Below are 18,881 nucleotides of genomic sequence, written 5' to 3'. Positions count from 1 at the left end.
GGGAGAGGGTGCCGGCAGGCGGGTGAGGGTACGGGCGGAGCGTGGCGTCGAGATTTCGCCGAACCCTCACCCCAATCCCTCTCCCGATGGGAGAGGGGCTTTCAGGCCAGGCCGAGATGACTCGCGGCGGCCTCGAAGCGTTCGATTACGTCGTCCACCGCGATCAGGTCCATCACCCCGGGTTTCTCGATCTTCGTGCCCCAGGCCAGTTCGCTGGCCGGCTTGCCGAGGAAGCGGCGCGCGGCCTCGTCGTACTTGTCCACGCACCAGCGGCGGTCGGAATAGGGTCCCGACCGGTTCGGATTGCTCGCCGCGTGCAGGCCTAGCACCTTGGTGCCCACCGCGTTGGCCATGTGCATGGGGCCGGAATCCGGCGTCAGCAGCAGCTGCGCGCGACCGAGCAGGGCCAGCAATTTCTTCAGTGTGTCCTTGCCGGTGAGGTCGAGCGGCGCCTGTTTGCATGCGGCAAGCACCGCATCGGCCATTGCGCGCTCGCTGGCCGAAGGGCCGCCCACCAGCGCCACGCGCCAGCCGCGCTCGGCGGCATGCTCCATCACCGCCGCGTAGCGCTCCGGGCACCAGTTGCGCAGCGTGTGGCTGGAGCTGGGGCTGACCAGCAGCGTGGGCGTGTCGCCCGGCAGTTGTTCCGCGGCCCAGGCGTGGGCTTCATCGGGAATCGGGATGTCCCAGCGCACCGCGGTCTGCTTCAGTCCCAGCGGTTCGCAGAAGCTGCCGATCGCATCGAGCACGTGCTCGCCGCTGCGTGCGGGGATGCGTTCGTTGACGACGAGGCCGTGCAGGTCCTTCGCGCGCGCCGCGTCGTAGCCGATGCGCCGGTCCGCCCCGATGCCCAGGCTCAGCAGGTTGGAGCGCAACGCCACCTGCATCTGCAGCAGCGCATCGAAGCGCCGGCCGCGCAGCGTCGACCACACTTCGCGCATGCCGGACCAGCCGGCCGCCTTGTCGAAGGTGACGAAGTCCACGCCGGGCAGGTCGCCGACCAGCCTGCGCTCCAGCTTGCCCACGACCCAGGCGAGCCGGGCCTGCGGCCAGGCCGCCTGCAGCGTGCGCAGCAGCGGCACCACGTGGGTGACGTCGCCGATGGCCGAGGTGCGCAGCAGGCAGATGGAATCAGGAGGGGACATGTAGAATCGCCGGACGTTACGAAAGACGCACCCTCACCGATGCAAGAGCAACTGCGCGAAGAGGCCGATGGCGCGATTCTGTTCGACGCCGCGGCCTCGCCACAAGTCGATGCCGACTGGTTCGCGCCGGAGCGCTGGCGCGAACGCGGTGCGTTGCGTGCGCAAGCGGGCGGCCGCGGTGGCGTGCAGGTCATCGCCACGCCGGCCGGCGAGTGCGTGCTGCGGCATTACCGCCGCGGCGGCATGGTGGCGAAGCTGCTGGGGGACAGCTATCTCTGGCGCGGCGCGGATGCCACGCGCTGCTTCGCCGAATTCCGCCTGCTGGCCGAGATCGCGCGGCTGGGTTTGCCGGGGCCTGCCGCAGTGGCCGCGCGTTACCGACGGCATGGCCTGTTCTATCGCGCCGACCTCATCACGCGACGTATCGGGGACGCGCTGACACTCGCCGAATGCCTCGCCGCCGGACGCCTCGATGCGGAACTGGCGCGCGAAGCGGGCACGCTGGTGGCGCGCTTCCATCGCGCCGGCATCTGGCATGCCGACCTCAATGCGCACAATGTGCTGGTCGCGCCCGCGGCGCTGTACCTGATCGACTTCGACCGCGGGCGCCTGCGCGCACCGGCCGAGGCATGGCGGCTCGCCAACCTTGCACGGCTGCACCGCTCGCTGCTCAAGCTCGGCGCCGCCGCGCAGGGTGAAGCGGCGTTCCGCGCGACCGTGTGGACACCCCTCATCGAAGCCTACGAGGCGACGTTCGGCGCATGAACTGGCATCTGCACTTTCTCGGGACGGGCGCGGCGCACGCGGTGGAGCTGGGCTCGTCGGCGGTCGTGCTGGAACGCGACGGCGAACCGCTGCTGCTGGTCGACTGCGGGCCGGACACGCTGGACCGCTACCGCGCCGCCTACGGCGACCTGCCGCGCGCGATCTACATCACGCACACGCACATGGACCACATCGGCGGCATGGAGCGCTTGTTCACCCGCGCGTGGTTCGACGAGGCGCTGCGCGGGAACATCCGGGTGTTCTGCCACGCCGCCCTGGTGCCGTGGCTGCAGGCGCGCGTGGCCGACTATCCCGGCGTGCTCGCCGAGGGCGGCGCGAACTACTGGGAGGCGTTCCGCCTGGTGCCGTGTACGCGCGGCTTCTGGCTGGACGGCCTGTGGTTCGACGTGTTCGCCACGCGCCACCACCGACCCGACACCGCGTTCGGCCTCGCCCTGGCTGGCAGCTTCGCCTACACCGGCGACACGCGGCCGATTCCCGAAGCGCTGGGCCGATACGCCGGCGGTGAGGCGCTGGTCGCGCACGACTGCGGCCTGCACGGCAATCCGTCGCATACCGGCGTCGCCGACGTCGAACGCGAGTACGACGCGGCATTGCGCGCACGCCTGCTGCTCTACCACTACGGCAGCGCGGCCGATGGCGCCGCACTGGCGGAACGTGGCTACCGTGTCGCCGTCACGGGGCAGCGCATCGCCCTGCCGGCGCCGTTGCCGCCACGTGCGGATGCCGGCTGAGCTTGTCAGTGGCCGTGGTGGCCGGTATCCTTTCGCCTCTTCACCACCCGCGGTTGCGGGTCGTGGACAGTTTGCGTGCGGAGAGATGTCCGAGTGGTTGAAGGAGCACGCCTGGAAAGTGTGTATACGGCTTATCCCCGTATCGCGGGTTCGAATCCCGCTCTCTCCGCCAATTGATCGAAACAAGAAGCCCCGCGATGCGGGGCTTTTTGCATTCCGGCCGGTCGGCTAGCCGATGTCCGCCGTGCTCCATTGCCCGTCCACCAGCCGCTGCACGCCGCCGGGGTTGCGGTTGCGCAACTCCACCGGCAGCAGCGCGTCCGGCACGCCGTCGTGGCAGTGCAGGGCAGTGAAGCGGTGGATCGCCGCGGGCATGCCCACGGCGGTGAAGCTCGGGTGGCCGGTGGCGGGGAACGGGCCGCCGTGGTTCATCGCGGGGCTCACCGCGACGCCGGTGGGCATCTTGCTGGCGATCAGGCGGCCGACGCGGGGGCGCAGTTCCGCGGCGATGGCCTGCCAGGCCGCGTCGTCGCCGCCGTCGTCGGCGCGGTACATCGTGCCGGTGAGGTTGCCCTCGAACGCGGCGGCCACGGCCACCCTGTCCGCAAGGCCGGACGTGCGCACGACCAGGCTCACCGGCCCGAACGCCTCGGTCTGCAGGGCTGCGGCGTTGCGCAGGAAGTCGGCGGCGTCCACGCCCAGCAGGGTGGGACGGTAGCGGAAGCCTTCGCCTGCGCCGGGATCGCCGCCCGCGAGCACCTGGGCGCCGGCTTCGCGCAGCGTCGCGACGGCGCGTTCGACGCCGTGCTGGCCGTCGCGCGAGAACAGGATCTTCGGCGCGCCGGCTTCGAACAGCGCGACCGCGGCATCGAGGAAGGCGCGGCCCGCGGCGGCATCGGTCGGCACGATCACCACGCCGGGGTTGGTGCAGAACTGGCCGCTGCCCATCGTGCAGGAGGCGAAGAACTCCTGCGCCAGCGCCTCGCCGCCATGCTGGGCCAGCGCGCCGGGCAGCAGGAAGACCGGGTTCACGCTGGACAGCTCGGCGTAGAACGGCACGCCGGCCTTGTCCGCGGCGGCCTTCAGCGCCAGGCCGCCATGCCGGCCGCCGGTGAAGCCGATCGCGCCCAGCCGCGCATCGCCGGCCAGCTTGAGGCCGGTGGCGGAGTCGAAGCGGTAGAGCATCTGCACCGCGGCGGCCGGCAGGCCGCTGGCCAGCAAGGCGCGATGCGCCAGCGTCGCCAGCCGCTGGCAGGTGGCCGCGTGCAGCGGGTGCGCCTTGGCGATCACCGGATTGCGCGCGGCCAGCGCCGAGGCGAAATCGCTGCCGGCGACGGCGTTGAAGGCGAACGGGAAGTTGTTGGGACCGAACACCAGCACCGGCTTGCCCAGCGGGGCGCGGTGCGTGCGCAGGCCGGCCTTGCTGTCGATCACCGGATCGGTCCACGCGTGGTTGCGCACGGCGCGCGCGGCCTGGCGCAACTGGTCGACGGTGCGCGGCAGTTCGCCGGAGCGCAGGCGCGGCTCCACCGGCAACGCGGTTTCGGCATGCGCCAGCGCGACCAGTGCGTCGCCGTCCGCGGCGATGGCATCGGCATAGGCCTCGAGGAAACCGGCGATGCGTGCGGCGGGCGTGGCGGCCAGTTCGGCGGCCACGCGGGCCGCCGCCTGCACGGCGGCTTCCACGTCGGCGGGGCCGCTGACCGGGAAATGCGGGCCGATAGGTTCGGCCCGCGCGGGATCGCTGGCGCGGAAGCTGCCCTGCGGGTCGATCGACGGCCGCCAGGCGCCGTCGATCAGCACGGATTCGAGCGCGCCCATGTCAGGCGGCCGGGCGGTTGGCGAGCGCGTGCCCGATCACCTGCAGCGCATGCTCGCGCTCGGCGCCGGCCACCGGCAGGCGCGGCGCGCGCACGCGTTCGCTGCCCATGCCGGCCTGCTCCTGCACCAGCTTGATGAGCTGCACGAAGGTCGGCACGGTGTCCAGGCGCAGCAGCGGCAGGAACCAGTCGTACAGCGGCTTGGCCGTTGCGTAGCCGCCGGTGCGGGCCTGTTCGAACAACCGCACCGATTCCTGCGGGAAGGCATTCACCAGGCCGGCGATCCAGCCGGTGGCGCCCATCGCGATGCCCTCGACGATGGCGTCGTCCATGCCCACCAGCAACTGCAGCCGGTTGCCCAGCAGGGCCTGGATGCCGGCGAAGCGGCGCACGTCGGCGGAGGATTCCTTCACCGCCTGCAGGTTCGGGAACTCGGCGGCCAGCTCGGCCATCTGCGCGGGCGTGATGTCGGTCTTGTAGGCCACCGGGTTGTTGTAGAGCAGGCAGGGCAGGTCGGTGGCGCCGAGCACGGCGCGGGCATGCGCGCCCATCTCGCGCCAGTCGCTGGAATACACGTAGACCGGCAGCACCATCAGGCCGCTGGCGCCGGCTTCCTGGCATGCCCTGGCCAGCCGCACCGCCTCGTCGGTGGACAGCGAGGCGATGCCCGGGATCACCGGCGCGCGGCCGGCCAGCGCCTTCACCAGGGTGTGCACGATGGCGACTTTCTCGTCGAAGTCCAGCGTGGCCGCCTCGCCCAGCGAACCCAGCGGCACGATGCCGGTGCAGCCGGCGTCGATCATCTGGTTGGCGTGGCGCGCGAGGAAGCCGTGGTCGACCTGGCCGTCGGCGGTGAACGGCGTGGTGATGGCGGGGATGACGCCGTGCCAGAGGGAAGTCTTGCTCATCGTTTGGTCCTTGGTGGGAAGGTCAGGAAGCGGGTTCGGCGTGGGCCAGGGTGGAAAGGCGGGCAGGGAACAGCGGCGGGCGGCTGCCGGCATGCGGGAAGCGGCCGAGTTCGGCCAGCGCGGCGCCGCAGATGCGTCCCTGGCAGGCGCCCATGCCGCAGCGGGTGGCGAGCTTGGCGCTGCGGAAATCCGCATGGCCATCGAGCATGCCCAGCGTCACGTCCTCGCAGCGGCAGACGAGGGTGTCCGCGCTGGCCAGCGCATGCACCTGCGGACGCAGGGCGAACGTGCGCCGCAACGCGGCGGCGAAGGCGCGGGCATGGCCGCGTCGGCGCAGCAGTCCGGCGGGAACCGCGGCGCCGGCCGCGGCGAGCCCGGCGATGGCGCCTTCGATGCGTGCGCAATCGACGCCGCCGATGCCGCAGGCTTCGCCGGCGGCGTACACGTGATCGAGGCTGGTGTGCTGGCGCGCGTCCACCTGCACGGCGGCGTGCGCGCCGAACGCTTGCGTGGCGCAGCCGAGCAGGCGCGCCAGTTCCATGTTCGGGATCAGGCCATAGCCGACGGCCAGCATGTCGCAGGCGAGTCGTTCGGTGCCGCGCGGGCCTGCGATCCCAACGGCGCGCAGCAGGCAGCCGTCCGCGGCGGGCAGGGCGCGTTGCACCACGGTGCCGCCGCGATAGGGCACGCCAGCCAGTTGCAGGCGCAGTCGCCCTGCCTGCAGCAGCTTGCCCGGCCAGCGCCACAGGCCGGCGGCGAAGCCGCGCAACGCCGAGGCCTCCGCCTGCTCGCAGATGGCGACCACGTGGGCGCCATGCGCCCGCAACGTGGTCGCGGCGGCGAGCAGCAGCGGGCCGCTGCCGGCCACCACCACGCGCTTGCCGGCCAGCGGCCAGCCCTGCTTGGCCAGGGCCTGCGCGGCGCCGGCGCCGACCACGCCGGGCAGCGTCCAGCCGGGGAAGGGCAGCAGCAGTTCGCGTGCGCCGGTGGCGAGCACCAGGTTGCCGTAGTGCAGCCATCGCGCGGCCTGCGGCGTCTGCACCAGCAGGGCATCGCCCTGGGCGGCGACCACGCTGGTACCGGCCAGCCATTCGATGGGTGGCTTCAAGCCGTCGTGGATGCCCCGTGCCGCCGCGGCCGATGGCGCGTGGCGCACGTCGTGGCGCCAGACCTGTCCGCCTGCGCGCGGCTGCGCGTCGAGCACGGCCACGCGCGCGCCTTGCCCGGCGGCGGCCTGGGCGGCCGCCAGCCCGGCGGGGCCGGCGCCGACGACCAGCACGTCGTAGCGCTCAGCCATCGGTGACCACCTGCATGCCGGTACGCGCCTGAAGCATGCACGCGCGTTGTCCGGCGACGCCGTCGATGCACACGCGGCATTCGAAACACACGCCCATGCCGCACAAGGGCTGGCGCGGTTCGCCGCGCACCGAGCGACGGAACGGTACGCCGAGGCGGGCGATGGCCGCCGCCACGCTGCAGCCTTCCGCCACCTCGACCGGCTGGCCGTTCACCGTGATGCGGACCGTCGCGTCGTTCATGCGGCCACCGTGGCTGCGAGGCGCGCCGGGTCGAACGGTGCGGCGTCGATGGCGGTGGGGCGCTGCAGCAACTGGTCCAGCAGCAGGCACGCGGTGCCCAGGGCGGTGGTGATGCCCAGGCCTTCGTGGCCGGCGGCGACCCACGCGTGTTCCATGCCGGGCACGCGGCCGATGTAGGGCCGCCCGTCGATGCTGGTCGGGCGGAAGCCGGTCCACACGCGCAGCGCGTCCAGTCCGCGCAATGCGGGCAGGTAGCGGAAGCTGCGCTCGAGCATGCGGCGCAGCATGGGCATCGACACGGCAGGATCCATCGCGTCGTCGAATTCGCGCGAGGAACCGATCAGGATCTGCCCGGTCGGTCGCGGCTGCACGTTGAAGGCCACGCTGCTGTCGTCGCTGCCGTGCGCGCTGTCGGCATAGCCGAGTTCCAGGGTCTGGTGCCGCAGCAGTCCCGGGTAGCGCTGGGTGATCACCAGGTGTCCCTTGCGCGCGCGCATCGGCAGGGCCGGCAGCAGCTCGCGCAGGGCGCAGCCGGTGGCGACCAGCACGGTGCCGCGCAAAGTCCGGCCGCCGTGCAGCTCGACGCCGTCGCGGGTGAGGCGCAGCGCGCGATCGCGCAGCAGCCGTGCCCCGCGCGCCTGCGCGCATTCGACCAGGTGCATGGCCACGGCCGGCCCGTACACCACGGCGTCGCGCGGCACCAGCATGCCGCCGGCGAGGCGGGGTGCCAGCGCCGGCTCCAACTGGTAGAGCGCCGCACTGTCCACCGCTTCGGCGTGGATGCCGACCGCGGCCAGGCGTTCGAGCTTGGCGGGCACGCCGGCCAGTTCGCGTTCGTCGGCGGCCACCCACAGCGTGCCGCAACGGCTGAACTGCGCCTGCGGCAGGTCGGCCAGTGAGTTCCACAGGCCGAGCGAGTAATGCGAGAGCGCCAGTTCGGCGGGGTCGTCGTCCATCGCGATCAGATGCCCCATCGCCGCCGCGGTGGCGCCGCCGCCGACCGTGCCGGGCTCGACCAGGGTGACGTCGAAACCCTCGGCGCTGGCGCGTTCCGCGCAGGCCGCGCCGACGATGCCGGCGCCGACGACGATGAGCACGTCGCCGCTCACGCCGCGCCTATGCCCCAGGTCAGCGGATCGGCGTCGTCGATCAGCAACCGGCCCTGCATGGTGACGTGGGCGCTGCCGGTGATGCGCGGCAGCACGCCGCGCGCGCCGGGCTGGTACTGCGCCTCGAACACGCTGCCCAGGATGCCGGCCTGCCGCCAGACCTGGCCGGGCGCCAGCGCGCCGTCGGCGGCGAGGCAGGCCAGCTTGGCGCTGGTGCCGGTGCCGCAGGGCGAGCGGTCGTAGGCCATGCCGGGGCACAGCACGAAGTTGCGCGCGTCGGCACCGGCCTGGTCGCCGTGCTCGTTGATCTCGATGTGGTCGATCTCGGCGCCGTCGGCGCCGGTGATGCCGGCCTGCTCCAGCGCGGCGCGGATCGCCTCGGAATAGGCGGTGAGCGCGCGCTGGTTGGCCAGCGTCAACGGCAACGGTGTGTCGCGGGTGATGAAGAACCAGTTGCCGCCCCACGCCACGTCGCCGCGCACCACGCCATGGCCGGGCACGTCCAGCGCGACATCGTGCAGGTGGCGGTAGCTCTCCACGTTCTCCACCGAGACGCGGCCGTCGTCGTGCAGGATCACGCCGACCGTGCCGACCGGCGTTTCCAGACTATGCTGGCCTGGCGACAGCCGGCCGAGGTGCTGCAGGGTGCGGATCAGCCCGATGGTGCCGTGGCCGCACATGCCGAGGTAGCCGACGTTGTTGAAATAGATCACGCCGGCGCAGGCGGCGGGCGTCGTGGGCGGCAGCAGCAGGGCGCCCACCATGGTGTCCGAGCCGCGCGGCTCGCAGGCGATCGCCTGGCGCCACTGGTCGTATTGCCCGCGGAACACGCGCAGGCGATCCGCCGGCGAACCGGCGCCGAGATCGGGGAAACCGGACAGGATCACCCGGGTGGGTTCGCCGCCGGTGTGGGAGTCGATGAAATCGAGTGTGGGCATGGCTGCATGCTCGCTTGCAGGGGCTGCGGGGTCTAGAGAAGCTTGCCGATACGCGATGCGGAATTCGGCATAAATGCGATGTGCCGGAAATGCATCGGGCGCAGTTCCCGATGCGCCGGAAACAGCGTGCAGGGACGGCTGCCGTCGTGCCCGGCCTTGCCGCAGGATGGCACGCGGATGCGCGCCGGCGTCCATGCCGGTAAACACCTGCCTGCGCGCGCCGGAAGCACGCCTTGAGTTGCATGTCCGATCTGGGGCACAATGCGCGGCCCGAACGGACGGATGGCCTCTCGCCGATCCTCCCGTGCCGGTTCGATCCGCGTCGTGCAGCAGGCATGCGCATCGACATTTTCATGGTGGCCCCGTCGGTCCCCCCGCGACGATAGTCCGCAAACCCCGCCAGGTCCGGAAGGAAGCAACGGTAGTGGATGATTCGGGTGCCGGGGTGTGGCTGGCGGGGCCGCCGCCATTTAGAGTCGGCCTTTCCGAGAGCCTCGGTCCATCCGCAGGCCGATGGCTGGCAAAGGCGAATCCGCACGGCACGCTTGCCCCTTCTCCTTGCCGGGGAGAAGGTTGGGACGAGGGGCGGGTGCTCGCGACACACAATGGCTTTACTGACTTGTAGCCCCCACCTTGGCACAATCGCCATTCGCTTTACGGTGAACGTCGCCCATGTCCTATCAAGTCCTCGCCCGCAAATGGCGCCCGCGCAAGTTCGCCGAACTGGTGGGGCAGGAGCACGTGGTGCGCGCGCTCACCAACGCGCTGGACACCGGACGCATGCACCATGCCTACCTGTTCACCGGCACGCGCGGCGTGGGCAAGACCACCATCGCGCGCATCTTCGCCAAGTCGCTGAACTGCGAGCGCGGCGAGTCGGCCGATCCCTGCGGCGAGTGCGCGGTGTGCACGGCGGTGGACGAAGGCCGTTTCGTGGACCTGCTCGAAATCGACGCGGCCAGCAACACCGGCGTGGACGACGTGCGCGAGGTGATCGAGAACGCGCAGTACGCGCCGTCGCGCGGCCGCTTCAAGGTGTACCTGGTGGACGAGGTGCACATGCTCTCCAAACCGGCGTTCAACGCGCTCTTGAAGACGCTGGAAGAGCCGCCGCCGCACGTGAAGTTCCTGCTCGCCACCACCGACCCCCAGAAGCTGCCGGTGACCGTGCTGTCGCGCTGCCTGAAGTTCAACCTGAAACGCCTGCTGCCCGAGCAGATCGCCGGCCAGATGCGGCACATCCTCGGCGCCGAGAACATCGCCTACGAGGACGCCGCGATCGAGGAACTGGCGCGCGGCGCCGACGGCTCGCTGCGCGACGGCCTGTCGCTGCTCGACCAGGCCATTGCCTACGGTGGTGGTTCGCTGCACGCCGACGACGTGCGCACCATGCTGGGCAGCGTGGCGCGCGGCCAGGTGCTGGGCGTGCTGGATGCCTTGGCCGACGGCGACGGCGCGCGCCTGCTCGCCGAGTGCGCGCAGATCGCCTCGTACTCGCCGGATTTCGGCGGCGTGCTGGACGACCTTGCCGGCGTGCTGCACCGGCTGCAGCTGATCCAGCTGATCCCCGGCTACCGGGGCGACGATGAATCCGACGGCGAGGCCTTGCACGCGCTGGCCGCGCGCATCGCGCCGGAGGACGTGCAGCTCTATTACCAGATCGCCATCGGCGGCCGCCGCGACCTCGCGCTGGCGCCCGACGCGCGCACCGGCTTCGAGATGGCGCTGCTGCGCATGCTGGCGTTCCGTCCCGGCGACGAGGCAGCGCAGCCGATGGCGGAGCGCGCGGCGCCGGCTCCCCGACCTGCGGCGGCGCCCGTGCGCAGCGTGGCGCCGGCCGCACCACCGGCGCCGGCCTATCGCGCTGCGCCACCTGTTGCTACGCCGGCACCCGCCGTGCGCGAACCGGCCCCGGCTGCACCCTTGCGTGACGCCAACGGCTTGCCGCACTGGGAGAGCCTGATCGAACAGGCCGGCCTGCGCGGCCCGTTCGGCGTGCTGGCGCAGAACGCGGTGCTGCGCGAACGCGATGGCAACACCCTGGTGCTGGCCTTGCAGCCGGCGCACATGGGCATGGCGGTGGAGCCGATGCTCAGCCAGATGGAAGAACGCATCAGCAGCGCGCTGGGCGAACGCATCAAGCTGCGCTTCGTCGACATCGACAAGTCGGCGGCGTCCGCCACGCCGGCCGCGCGCGCCACGCAGGCGCGCGATGCGGCGCAGGCGGCGGCCGAGCAGTCCATCGCCGACGATCCCTTCGTGCAATCCATGAAACGCGACTTCGGCGCCCGCGTGGTGCCGCAGTCGGTGAAACCCTTTGGCAGTTGATGACGGAGTAGTGCGATGAGAGGTCAGATCGGCCAGCTGATGCAGCAGGCCCAGCGCATGCAGGAAGACATGAAGCGCGCGCAGGAAGAGATCGCCAAGCTGGAAGTCACCGGCAGCGCCGGTGGCGGCCTGGTCAGCGTGACGATGAGCGGCGCACACGAGGTGCGCAAGGTGGCGATCGACCGCCAGACCTTCGCCGACGACCCGGAGATGGCCGAGGACCTGGTCGCCGCCGCGATCAACGACGCGGTGAACAAGGTGGCCCAGGCCAGCCGCGACCGGATGGGCAACGTCACCGCCGGCATGAGCCTGCCGCCGGGCTTCAAGATGCCGTTCTGAAGAGCCGGGAATCGGGATTCGGGATTGGGGATTCGGAAAGAGCCGCAATCCAGCCAAGTTCCGCTTTTCCGTATCCCTGATCCCGCCATCCCGAATCCCGTCGCAAATGACCTCCCTCCTCCTGTCCAGCCTCATCGAAGCGCTGCGCTGCCTGCCCGGCGTGGGCGGCAAGAGCGCGCAGCGCATGGCCTTCCATCTGCTGGAGCGCGACCGCGAGCGCGGGCTGAAGCTGGCCGACGCCTTGCGCGAGGCGATGCAGCGCATCGGGCGTTGCGCGCGCTGCCGCGATTTCAGCGAGGAGCCGCTGTGCGCGACCTGCGCCGGCAGCACGCGAGACCACCACCTGCTGTGCGTGGTGGAGTCGCCGGTGGACCTCGCGGCCATCGAGCAGGCCACCGGCTACCGCGGGCACTACTTCGTGCTGCATGGCCGGCTGTCGCCGCTGGATGGGCTGGGGCCGGAGGAGCTGGGCCTGGCGCAACTCGCGCAACGCCTGGGCGAGGGCGAGGTGGAAGAGCTCATCATCGCCACCAATCCCACCGTGGAAGGCGAGGCCACCGCGCACTACCTGGCGCAACTGGCGCGTGCCGGCGGCGTGCGGCCCACGCGGCTGGCGCACGGCGTGCCGCTGGGGGGCGAGCTGGAATACGTGGACCGCGGCACGCTGGCGCATGCGTTCGGCGGAAGGATGCCCTGCGATCATCCGTGATCGCGAAGATCAAACGGGCGGCCATCCCTGGCTGCACTTTGTTCTGGCCCTGCGAACATCCGTGATCGCGAAGATCAAACAGGCGGCCATCCTTGGCCGCACTTTGCTCTGACCTTGCGATCATCCATGATCGCGAAAATCAGACGGGCGGCCATCCTTGGCCGCACTCTTCAAAAAATCGGGACGATGACATGGGCGATACGATTTTCGGCAAGATCATCCGGCGCGAAATCCCAGCCGACATCGTCTACGAGGACGACGAGGTGCTGGCGTTCCGCGACCTGAATCCGCAGGCGCCGCTGCACGTGCTGTTCATCCCGAAGAAGGCCATCCCCACGCTGGACGATGCGAAGCCGGAGGATGCCGCCTTGCTGGGCCGCCTGCTGCTGGCCGCCGCCGGATACGCGCGGCGCGAGGGCTATGCCGAGCAGGGCTATCGCGTGGTGAACAACTGCCGCGAATACGGCGGCCAGACCGTGTACCACCTGCATGTGCACCTGCTGGCCGGGCGGCACCTGGGGTGGCCGCCCGGCTGACGGCCGGTGGCCCCGGGCACACGAAAAAGCCGGCCACGCGGGCCGGCTTTTTCGTGTGCATGCCGATCACTTGGCCGGCGGGGGCGCCGGTCGTACCACGATCACGCGCGGGCCGCCGCCCCAGTACGGGCCATAGCCCCAGGGACCCCACGGACCCCAGAACGGATCGTAGAAGCCCGGCGGGTAGGGCGTGCCCACGTAGATCGGGCGCTTCGGCCACAGGTACACCACGTCGGCCTCCACGCGCGGATAGGGATAGCTGTATTCGCCCACCTTCTTCGACACCGTGCCGTTGATGGTGCCGGTCACGGTCATCTCGCGGCCGCGGGTGAACACTTCGGGATCGTAGAAGCCGCTGTGGCAGGCGACGAAGCGACCCTGGCTGTCGCCCGCGCTGCCCGGTTCGGGACGGGCCTGGCCGTCCAGCGGGCGGGCGAGGATGTAGAAGCAGGTTTCCTGCGCACCCGGTTCGGTCTTGATGATCTCGCCGCCCCAGCGCACGCGGGTGCCGCTGGCGCCGCCCTGCTGGGCGGAGGTGCTGGTGACGTTGGCGTAGTTGCCTTGCAGCGGCTGCGGCATGGTCGCGCAGCCACCCAGCAGGGCGACGCCTGCGACTAGTGCGAGAGGGCGATACAGGGAGGACATGGCGCTTTCTCCATCACGTGATTGTGGGGCTATCCGGTTAACGTTCATTTGACCACGCGGCTGACAGGAAAATCCCGGACCGCACGTTGCAGTGCGCGAAGGGATTCAGCAGTGGGTTCGGCATGGGCATAGCGCAGTTCGAGGTAGTGCTGCATCAGTTGGACCAGCCTGCCGCGCTGCGCCGGCAAGCTGCGCGCGGCGCGTTGCAGGAAATCGCGAGGGCCTTCGCCGTTCGCACGCGTCACGCCCATGCGTGCCAGCTTGCGTTCCAGCCTGCGCAACGCGGCGCGTGCGGGGTCTTCCGGTTCGCTGCGCCGCCACACCCACGCCAGTCCGGCCAGCATGGCCAGCACGCAGGATGCGGCGAGCAGCGCGGCCAGCGTGGAGGTCTCCGTCTCGCTGACGCCGAACGGCCTCAGCAGGCCGCGCTGGCGCAACGCGTCGAAGCCGTTAACGCCCAGGTTCCACCAGCGGTTGACGATGTCCCAGTGGTTGCGCAGCGCTTGCAGCCAGCCGCTCTGGTACCACGGCAACTGGCCGCCGGGGGCCGCGGCGGCGGCGCCGAGGTCGATGCGCTGCGGGCGCACGGCGGCGGTGGGATCCACGCGCACCCAGCCGCGGCCGGCCAGCCATACCTCGCTCCATGCATGCGCATCGGCGTTGCGCACCAGCAGGTAGTTGCCCAGCGCGTTCCAGTAGCCGCCCTGGTAGCCGGTGACCACGCGGGCGGGGATGCCGGCGGCGCGCATCAGCACGGTGAAGGCGGACGCGTAGTGCTCGCAGAAGCCCTCGTGCGTGTCGAACAGGAAGTCGTCCATCGCATCGCGGCCCAGCGGCGCGGGTGCCAGCGTGTAGCGGAAGCCGCCGTCGTGGAACAAGGTCAGCGCGGCCTGCACGATGGCGGCAGCGTCGTCACCGTATTGCCGGCGCCACGACTGGCCCAGCGCCAGCGTGCGGGGGTTGAAGCCGTCGGGCAGTTGCAGCCAGCGCGCGCGGTGGCGGCCCAGTTGCGGTTCCAGCCGGTAGACGGTGGCGGAGGCCAGCGTGTAGTCGCGCAACGTGTCCACCGGCTTGTCGGCGATCACCACGCGATCGCGGCGCAGGCTGGCTTCGGGCGGCGCGGCCAGCGGAACGTCCAGCGTGGGCAGCACGCGTCCGCGGGTCGGTTCCAGGCTGATGTGGTAGCGGACGCTGTGCGCGACCTCGATGGCCACCGGCGGCTGGTCGGCCACGTCGCCATACGTCCAGCTGGCGCCGTCGTAATCGCCCATCACGAAGGCGCGGAAGTAGCGCTGTTCGGGCAGCGGTGGCGGGCCGTCGAAGCTCACGCGCAGCGCGGGACTGTCGTCGATCAGCAACTGGGTGAAGCCGGCCGGCGTCATGCTGTCGGCAAGGCCGCTGCGTTGTTCGGCACTGTTCGGAGACCCCCACAGCGGCGAGCCGAGCCGCGGCACCAGCAGGAAGGCCAGCGCGGCCAGCGGCAGCGCCGCCGCCAGCAGGGCCATGCCGGGCAGCAGTTCGCGCCACAGCGCGGCGGGCACCCGTCGTCCCGGCTCCAGCGAGCGCAGCGCCGCCAGCGGCGGCAGCAGGCCCAGCGCCACCGCGATGGTGGCGAGCAGGCTCTGGTCGGACAGCAACGCCGCCATCAGGGTGAAGCAGGCGAAGCCCATGCCCACGCGGGCGTCGCGCATGGTTTCGGTTTCCAGCAGCTTCAGCGCCAGCAGGCCCACCGCCAGGGCGGTGCCGGGCGCCTGCCCGAACACGTTGCCATAGCGGCCGACGACGGCCAGCACCAGCAATGCGAGCAGCGGCAGCTTCAGCCACATGGGCGTGTGCGCGCGACGTTGCCGGCGTTGCCACCAGCGCAGGCCGATGACCAGCGCCAGCGGCGCGCCGAGCCACCATGGCTGGTGCGGCATCTGCAGTGCCAGCGCGGCGGCGAAGGCCAGCGCCACGAGATCGAAGCTGCGCGTATCCAGCGGCGTGGCGGCGGTCGCGTTCATGGCAACAATGCCAGCGCGTCCATGCAGCGCGCGTAATGCGTGGGACCGCTGCCGACGTCGATGCGTCCGCCCGGCAATTGCAGGCTGTAGCGGCGGCCCTGCGCCTCCGCCTCGCCCAGCCAGCGCGCGAGGCGGGCGATGCGTGTCTCGGCGTCGAACGAACGCAGGGCGTTCCAATCCAGCAGCCAGGCTTCGCGGGGCGCGGGGCGATCGAAGTCCTTCACCAGCAGGTCGTGGTGGCGCGCGCTGGCCTTCCATGCGATGTGGCGGGGCGCGTCGCCGCGGCGGTAGTCGCGCAGGGCGGCCAGTTCCTCGCCCGGCTGCGGGCGCAGTCGTTCCTGGGCGCCGGAGGGCAGGAGCGGCGGCGGGCCGCCGGATTCCGGACGCGGCCACACCAGCACGGACTGCTGCGGGCGCAGCCAGCTCCAGGCGCGGAACAGGCCCAGCGGCCAGGTGCTCCAGATGCGCAGCCGGGGCAGCTCCTGCCAGCCGCGCCAGCTGGTGGGCAGGTGCAGTTTCAATTCGGTGCTGCCGTCCACGGCGAAGGCGTGCGTTTCGCCCGCGCAGTCCAGCCGCACCGCCTGGCGCGGACGTGGCGCGGAGAAATCCAGCGTCAGTTCCAGCGGTTCGCCGGCGAAGGCATGGCCGGCGCGGATGCCGCGCAGGCGCAGCCCGTCCAGCGTGCGGAAGGCGAGCAGCATGCTGGACGCGCAGGCCGCGCCGAGCAGGCAGGTCAGCAGCAGGGCGGCGTTGTTCGCGTAGTTGAGCGCGCCGACCAGCATCACCAGCAGCAGCACGCCGAAGGCGAGTCCGAAGGCGCTGGGCACGATGTAGATGCGCCGCCGGTCCAGTTCGATCGGCAACGGCTCGGGCTGGCGCAGGCGGGTGAGCGCGGGCAGGCGGCGTTCGGCGCGTTGCGCGAGCCGGCGCAGGGCGGCGCGCATCAGTCCACCGCCACCTCGGCGAGGAGCTGGCGCGCCAGCGCATCGCCGCTGGCGCCGCGCATGGCCACCAGCCGGTGCGCGGCCAGTGGCACGAACAACGCCTGCAGGTCTTCCGGCAGCACGTAGGCGCGCTTGTGCAGCAAGGCCCATGCGCGCGCGGCGGCGAGCAGGGACAGTCCGGCGCGCGGCGACAGGCCGTTGCGGATGTCGGCATGGCGGCGGCTGGCGGCGAGCAGTGCCTGCAGGTAGTCGAGCAGGGCGGGACTGGTGGTGACGGCCTGCGCCTGCCTGCGCAGCGCGAGCAGGGCGGTGCCGTCCAGCGCGGGCGCCAGCCTGGCCAGCAGGTCGTGGCGGTCGCTGCCGGTGAGCAGCTCGCGCTCGGCGGCCGGGTCGGGATAGCCCAGCGACAGCCGCAGCATGAAGCGGTCGAGCTGCGAATCAGGCAGCGGGAAGGTGCCGGCCAGGTCCAGCGGGTTCTGCGTCGCCACCACGAAGAACGGTTGCGGCAGCGCGTGGGTCTGGCCATCCACGGTGACCTGGCCTTCGGCCATCGCCTCCAGTAGCGCGCTCTGCGTCTTGGGCGTGGCGCGGTTGATCTCGTCGGCCAGCAGCAGGCCGCCGAAGATCGGGCCGGGGTGGAAGCGGAACTGGCCAGTCTCGCGCTCGTACACGCTGACGCCGAGGATGTCCGAGGGCAGCAGGTCGCTGGTGAACTGCACGCGCTGGAATTCCAGCGCGAAGCTGGCCGCCAGCGCGTGCGCCAGCGTGGTCTTCCCTACGCCCGGCACGTCTTCCAGCAGCAGGTGGCCGCCGGCGATCAGGCAGGCCAGCGCCTGTTTCACCTGCCGCGCCTTGCCCAACACCACCTGGTTGAGCTGTGCCTCGGCGGCGACAAGGCGCTGGCGCAGTTCGTCGGCAGGCGGGATGGCGGGCAGGGGCTGGCTCATCAAGCGGACTCGCGGCAGTTCGTGGGTGGTGGCCGCCCTGCGGCGGCGAATGCAGCAGCGTACCCGGTTTGCGGTACGCGCGGCTTCAGAGCCTGTTTACGATCTCCCCATGGCCAGGCAACCCGGAGGGCCGGGTCAGCTTGCCGGCATGCCGGCGTCATCACTCAGTCGTGGACGGACGTCCACTCCTCGCTCCTCAAAGCCGAGTCCATCCATGGACTCTCCCCGCGTACCTTCACTCTTCCTTGGCTGGGCCTGCGTGCAAACAGCTCCTCGCGCGGGCTATGGGGAGACCGTGAACAGGCTCTCAGGGCACGGCAACGCCTGCCGAGCGCAGCATCCGCGCCAGTGCGATCAACGGCAGGCCGATCAACGCGCTGGGGTCCTCGCTCTCGATGCGTTCGAACAGGCTGATGCCCAGTCCCTCGCACTTGAAGCTGCCAGCGCAGTCCAGCGGTTGTTCGTGTGCCACGTAGCGTTCGATTTCCGCAGCGTCGAGTGTGCGGAAGTGCACGTGGGTGCGGTCGACATGCGACTGGTGGTGGCCGTTGCGGGTGTCGAGCAGGCACAACGCGGTGTGGAAATGCACCACGCGGCCGGAGCTGGCGGCGAGCTGGGCGCGTGCGTTCGCCGCGCTGCCCGGCTTGTCCAGCGTCTCGTCGTCCAGCTCGGCGACCTGGTCGGAGCCGACCACCAGCGCATCGCGGAAATCGCCTGCGGCAGCCACGGCCTTGGCGAGGGCGAGCCGTGCCGCGCGCGCGGCCGGCGCTTCGCCGGGCAGGGCGGCCTCGTTGGTGCCGGGGGCGCGCTGCTCGAACTCCGGCAGCAGGCGGCGCAGCAGTTCGGCGCGGTAGCGCGAGGTGGAGGCGAGCACGATGCGGGGCGCGGGAGTGTTCATTCGACGTCGCGGTGGATGTGTTCGCGCATCGCGCTGTCCAGGTCGCGCTGGGCGGCGTCCAGCGCCTGCTGCAGCGGTTGCAGGCGGTCGCGGCTGGCACGCATGGCGGCCGCGGTCTCGTCGAGTTCCTGCTGGCTGGCGCGGGCGGCGCGGTCGCGGATCCAGATGCGCTGGCGCAGCAGTGCCTGCAGGCCGGCGTCGATCGCATGGCGGGCGTCCTGTTCGCTGGCGGCAGGCAGGTCGGGGTTGGTCGCCATGACCGCGTGGGCCTGTTGCAGGCCGGCGCGGCAGCTTTTCAGGTCGTTTTCCAGCCGATCGGCGAGGTCCAGCAACTGCTGCAGGTCGGCGGCGCGCCGGTTCTGCCAGCGGCGCGAGGTCAGCGCCCAGATCGACGCGGCGACCAGGATCAGCAGCGCGAGCACGCCCAGCGTCAGGGGAAGGTTCACGCGGCAAGGCTTCGGACGGGATGGGCGTGCAGTCTGCCGCATGCGGGGCGGATCAGGCAAAATGCACGAAACGGACGACGCAAGCGCTTGATTGTCGGTTGACTTCGG

At 71.2% G+C, this 18,881-nt stretch carries 19 protein-coding genes, 1 tRNA gene and 1 other RNA gene; 8 read left to right on the top strand and 13 right to left on the bottom strand.

Annotated features, from left to right (window positions below; all coding sequences use genetic code 11):
* Positions 1-101: 101 nt before the first annotated feature.
* Positions 102-1,145, bottom strand: a complete 1,044-nt coding sequence (locus tag IHE47_RS14425; RefSeq protein ID WP_192107005.1) for a glycosyltransferase family 9 protein — start codon at positions 1,143-1,145, stop codon at positions 102-104.
* Positions 1,146-1,184: 39 nt separating this feature from the next.
* Between IHE47_RS14425 and IHE47_RS14420 the strand changes: the two genes are divergently transcribed.
* The 3 genes from IHE47_RS14420 to IHE47_RS14410 all read left to right on the top strand — a co-directional run bounded on the left by IHE47_RS14420 (position 1,185) and on the right by IHE47_RS14410 (position 2,837).
* Entirely contained in the window at positions 1,185-1,910 is a 726-nt protein-coding gene (locus IHE47_RS14420) for a 3-deoxy-D-manno-octulosonic acid kinase (RefSeq protein WP_192107003.1), read from the top strand.
* Positions 1,907-2,665 carry an MBL fold metallo-hydrolase gene (locus IHE47_RS14415; protein ID WP_192107001.1) on the top strand — a complete coding sequence of 253 codons (759 nt, stop codon included), beginning with the start codon at positions 1,907-1,909 and terminating at the stop codon, positions 2,663-2,665. Before IHE47_RS14420 ends, IHE47_RS14415 begins: the two co-directional genes overlap by 4 nt.
* 79 nt (positions 2,666-2,744) lie before the next feature.
* Positions 2,745-2,837: transfer RNA gene (locus tag IHE47_RS14410), tRNA-Ser, on the top strand.
* A gap of 56 nt (positions 2,838-2,893) precedes the next feature.
* On the opposite strand, the gene IHE47_RS14405 is transcribed toward IHE47_RS14410, so the two are convergent.
* Genes IHE47_RS14405 through IHE47_RS14380 form a run of 6 tightly spaced genes read right to left on the bottom strand, consistent with a single transcriptional unit; the run spans position 2,894 to position 8,978 of the window.
* Positions 2,894-4,486: an aldehyde dehydrogenase family protein gene (locus tag IHE47_RS14405; RefSeq protein WP_192106999.1), complete on the bottom strand. Its 1,593-nt coding sequence runs from the start codon at positions 4,484-4,486 to the stop codon at positions 2,894-2,896.
* Between the two features lies 1 nt (position 4,487).
* Entirely contained in the window at positions 4,488-5,393 is a 906-nt protein-coding gene (locus IHE47_RS14400) for a dihydrodipicolinate synthase family protein (protein WP_192106997.1), read from the bottom strand.
* Between the two features lie 22 nt (positions 5,394-5,415).
* Positions 5,416-6,690, bottom strand: a complete 1,275-nt coding sequence (locus IHE47_RS14395; RefSeq protein WP_192106995.1) for an FAD/NAD(P)-binding oxidoreductase — start codon at positions 6,688-6,690, stop codon at positions 5,416-5,418.
* Positions 6,683-6,931 (bottom strand): (2Fe-2S)-binding protein, encoded by a 249-nt coding sequence (locus IHE47_RS14390; protein ID WP_192106993.1) that lies wholly within the window; start codon positions 6,929-6,931, stop codon positions 6,683-6,685. Before IHE47_RS14390 ends, IHE47_RS14395 begins: the two co-directional genes overlap by 8 nt.
* A complete protein-coding gene (locus tag IHE47_RS14385) occupies positions 6,928-8,040 on the bottom strand; it encodes an FAD-dependent oxidoreductase (RefSeq protein ID WP_192106991.1) in 1,113 nt (370 codons plus the stop codon). Before IHE47_RS14385 ends, IHE47_RS14390 begins: the two co-directional genes overlap by 4 nt.
* Positions 8,037-8,978 carry a 4-hydroxyproline epimerase gene (locus tag IHE47_RS14380; RefSeq protein WP_192106990.1) on the bottom strand — a complete coding sequence of 314 codons (942 nt, stop codon included), beginning with the start codon at positions 8,976-8,978 and terminating at the stop codon, positions 8,037-8,039. Before IHE47_RS14380 ends, IHE47_RS14385 begins: the two co-directional genes overlap by 4 nt.
* 363 nt (positions 8,979-9,341) lie before the next feature.
* Between IHE47_RS14380 and ffs the strand changes: the two genes are divergently transcribed.
* The 5 genes from ffs (at position 9,342) to IHE47_RS14355 (ending at position 12,890) form a co-directional block, all read left to right on the top strand.
* An RNA gene (ffs, locus tag IHE47_RS14375) (signal recognition particle sRNA small type) lies at positions 9,342-9,438 on the top strand.
* 212 nt (positions 9,439-9,650) lie between these two features.
* Positions 9,651-11,306 (top strand): DNA polymerase III subunit gamma/tau, encoded by a 1,656-nt coding sequence (gene dnaX, locus IHE47_RS14370; protein WP_192106988.1) that lies wholly within the window; start codon positions 9,651-9,653, stop codon positions 11,304-11,306.
* A 15-nt stretch (positions 11,307-11,321) separates the two neighbouring features.
* Positions 11,322-11,645 carry a YbaB/EbfC family nucleoid-associated protein gene (locus tag IHE47_RS14365; RefSeq protein ID WP_192106986.1) on the top strand — a complete coding sequence of 108 codons (324 nt, stop codon included), beginning with the start codon at positions 11,322-11,324 and terminating at the stop codon, positions 11,643-11,645.
* A gap of 106 nt (positions 11,646-11,751) precedes the next feature.
* Positions 11,752-12,354: a recombination mediator RecR gene (gene recR, locus IHE47_RS14360; protein WP_192106984.1), complete on the top strand. Its 603-nt coding sequence runs from the start codon at positions 11,752-11,754 to the stop codon at positions 12,352-12,354.
* A 191-nt stretch (positions 12,355-12,545) separates the two neighbouring features.
* On the top strand, positions 12,546-12,890 hold the full coding sequence (locus IHE47_RS14355) for a histidine triad nucleotide-binding protein (RefSeq protein ID WP_192106982.1): 345 nt from the start codon (positions 12,546-12,548) through the stop codon (positions 12,888-12,890).
* A gap of 66 nt (positions 12,891-12,956) precedes the next feature.
* On the opposite strand, the gene IHE47_RS14350 is transcribed toward IHE47_RS14355, so the two are convergent.
* The 6 genes from IHE47_RS14350 to IHE47_RS14325 all read right to left on the bottom strand — a co-directional run bounded on the left by IHE47_RS14350 (position 12,957) and on the right by IHE47_RS14325 (position 18,773).
* Complete coding sequence (locus IHE47_RS14350; protein WP_192106980.1) at positions 12,957-13,535, bottom strand: Slp family lipoprotein; 579 nt, start codon at positions 13,533-13,535, stop codon at positions 12,957-12,959.
* Positions 13,536-13,579: 44 nt separating this feature from the next.
* A complete protein-coding gene (locus IHE47_RS14345) occupies positions 13,580-15,538 on the bottom strand; it encodes a DUF3488 and transglutaminase-like domain-containing protein (protein WP_192106978.1) in 1,959 nt (652 codons plus the stop codon).
* Complete coding sequence (locus IHE47_RS14340; RefSeq protein ID WP_192106976.1) at positions 15,535-16,482, bottom strand: DUF58 domain-containing protein; 948 nt, start codon at positions 16,480-16,482, stop codon at positions 15,535-15,537. The genes IHE47_RS14345 and IHE47_RS14340 overlap by 4 nt, the downstream gene beginning before the upstream one ends.
* A complete protein-coding gene (locus IHE47_RS14335) occupies positions 16,482-17,429 on the bottom strand; it encodes an AAA family ATPase (RefSeq protein ID WP_192106974.1) in 948 nt (315 codons plus the stop codon). The genes IHE47_RS14340 and IHE47_RS14335 overlap by 1 nt, the downstream gene beginning before the upstream one ends.
* 307 nt (positions 17,430-17,736) lie before the next feature.
* Complete coding sequence (locus IHE47_RS14330; protein WP_192106972.1) at positions 17,737-18,327, bottom strand: Maf family nucleotide pyrophosphatase; 591 nt, start codon at positions 18,325-18,327, stop codon at positions 17,737-17,739.
* Positions 18,324-18,773 carry a hypothetical protein gene (locus IHE47_RS14325; protein WP_192106970.1) on the bottom strand — a complete coding sequence of 150 codons (450 nt, stop codon included), beginning with the start codon at positions 18,771-18,773 and terminating at the stop codon, positions 18,324-18,326. The genes IHE47_RS14330 and IHE47_RS14325 overlap by 4 nt, the downstream gene beginning before the upstream one ends.
* Positions 18,774-18,881 lie beyond the last annotated feature (108 nt).

Source organism: Rhodanobacter sp. DHB23 (genome assembly GCF_014842975.1).
Classification (GTDB): Bacteria; Pseudomonadota; Gammaproteobacteria; order Xanthomonadales; family Rhodanobacteraceae; genus Rhodanobacter_A.
The sequence above is the reverse complement of the archived record's forward strand: the minus strand, read 5'-3'. Positions and strand labels throughout refer to the sequence as shown.

Excerpts from the sequence above, each read along its gene's own strand:
- IHE47_RS14380 (WP_192106990.1), bottom strand. The coding sequence starts at position 8,978 with ATGCCCACACTCGATTTCATCGACTCCCACACCGGCGGCGAACCCACC.
- IHE47_RS14400 (WP_192106997.1), bottom strand. The coding sequence starts at position 5,393 with ATGAGCAAGACTTCCCTCTGGCACGGCGTCATCCCCGCCATCACCACG.
- IHE47_RS14425 (WP_192107005.1), bottom strand. The coding sequence starts at position 1,145 with ATGTCCCCTCCTGATTCCATCTGCCTGCTGCGCACCTCGGCCATCGGC.
- IHE47_RS14415 (WP_192107001.1), top strand. The coding sequence starts at position 1,907 with ATGAACTGGCATCTGCACTTTCTCGGGACGGGCGCGGCGCACGCGGTG.
- IHE47_RS14345 (WP_192106978.1), bottom strand. The coding sequence starts at position 15,538 with ATGAACGCGACCGCCGCCACGCCGCTGGATACGCGCAGCTTCGATCTC.
- IHE47_RS14330 (WP_192106972.1), bottom strand. The coding sequence starts at position 18,327 with ATGAACACTCCCGCGCCCCGCATCGTGCTCGCCTCCACCTCGCGCTAC.
- IHE47_RS14355 (WP_192106982.1), top strand. The coding sequence starts at position 12,546 with ATGGGCGATACGATTTTCGGCAAGATCATCCGGCGCGAAATCCCAGCC.
- IHE47_RS14340 (WP_192106976.1), bottom strand. The coding sequence starts at position 16,482 with ATGCGCGCCGCCCTGCGCCGGCTCGCGCAACGCGCCGAACGCCGCCTG.
- IHE47_RS14405 (WP_192106999.1), bottom strand. The coding sequence starts at position 4,486 with ATGGGCGCGCTCGAATCCGTGCTGATCGACGGCGCCTGGCGGCCGTCG.
- IHE47_RS14390 (WP_192106993.1), bottom strand. The coding sequence starts at position 6,931 with ATGAACGACGCGACGGTCCGCATCACGGTGAACGGCCAGCCGGTCGAG.
- IHE47_RS14420 (WP_192107003.1), top strand. The coding sequence starts at position 1,185 with ATGCAAGAGCAACTGCGCGAAGAGGCCGATGGCGCGATTCTGTTCGAC.
- dnaX (WP_192106988.1), top strand. The coding sequence starts at position 9,651 with ATGTCCTATCAAGTCCTCGCCCGCAAATGGCGCCCGCGCAAGTTCGCC.
- IHE47_RS14335 (WP_192106974.1), bottom strand. The coding sequence starts at position 17,429 with ATGAGCCAGCCCCTGCCCGCCATCCCGCCTGCCGACGAACTGCGCCAG.
- IHE47_RS14350 (WP_192106980.1), bottom strand. The coding sequence starts at position 13,535 with ATGTCCTCCCTGTATCGCCCTCTCGCACTAGTCGCAGGCGTCGCCCTG.
- recR (WP_192106984.1), top strand. The coding sequence starts at position 11,752 with ATGACCTCCCTCCTCCTGTCCAGCCTCATCGAAGCGCTGCGCTGCCTG.
- IHE47_RS14365 (WP_192106986.1), top strand. The coding sequence starts at position 11,322 with ATGAGAGGTCAGATCGGCCAGCTGATGCAGCAGGCCCAGCGCATGCAG.
- IHE47_RS14395 (WP_192106995.1), bottom strand. The coding sequence starts at position 6,690 with ATGGCTGAGCGCTACGACGTGCTGGTCGTCGGCGCCGGCCCCGCCGGG.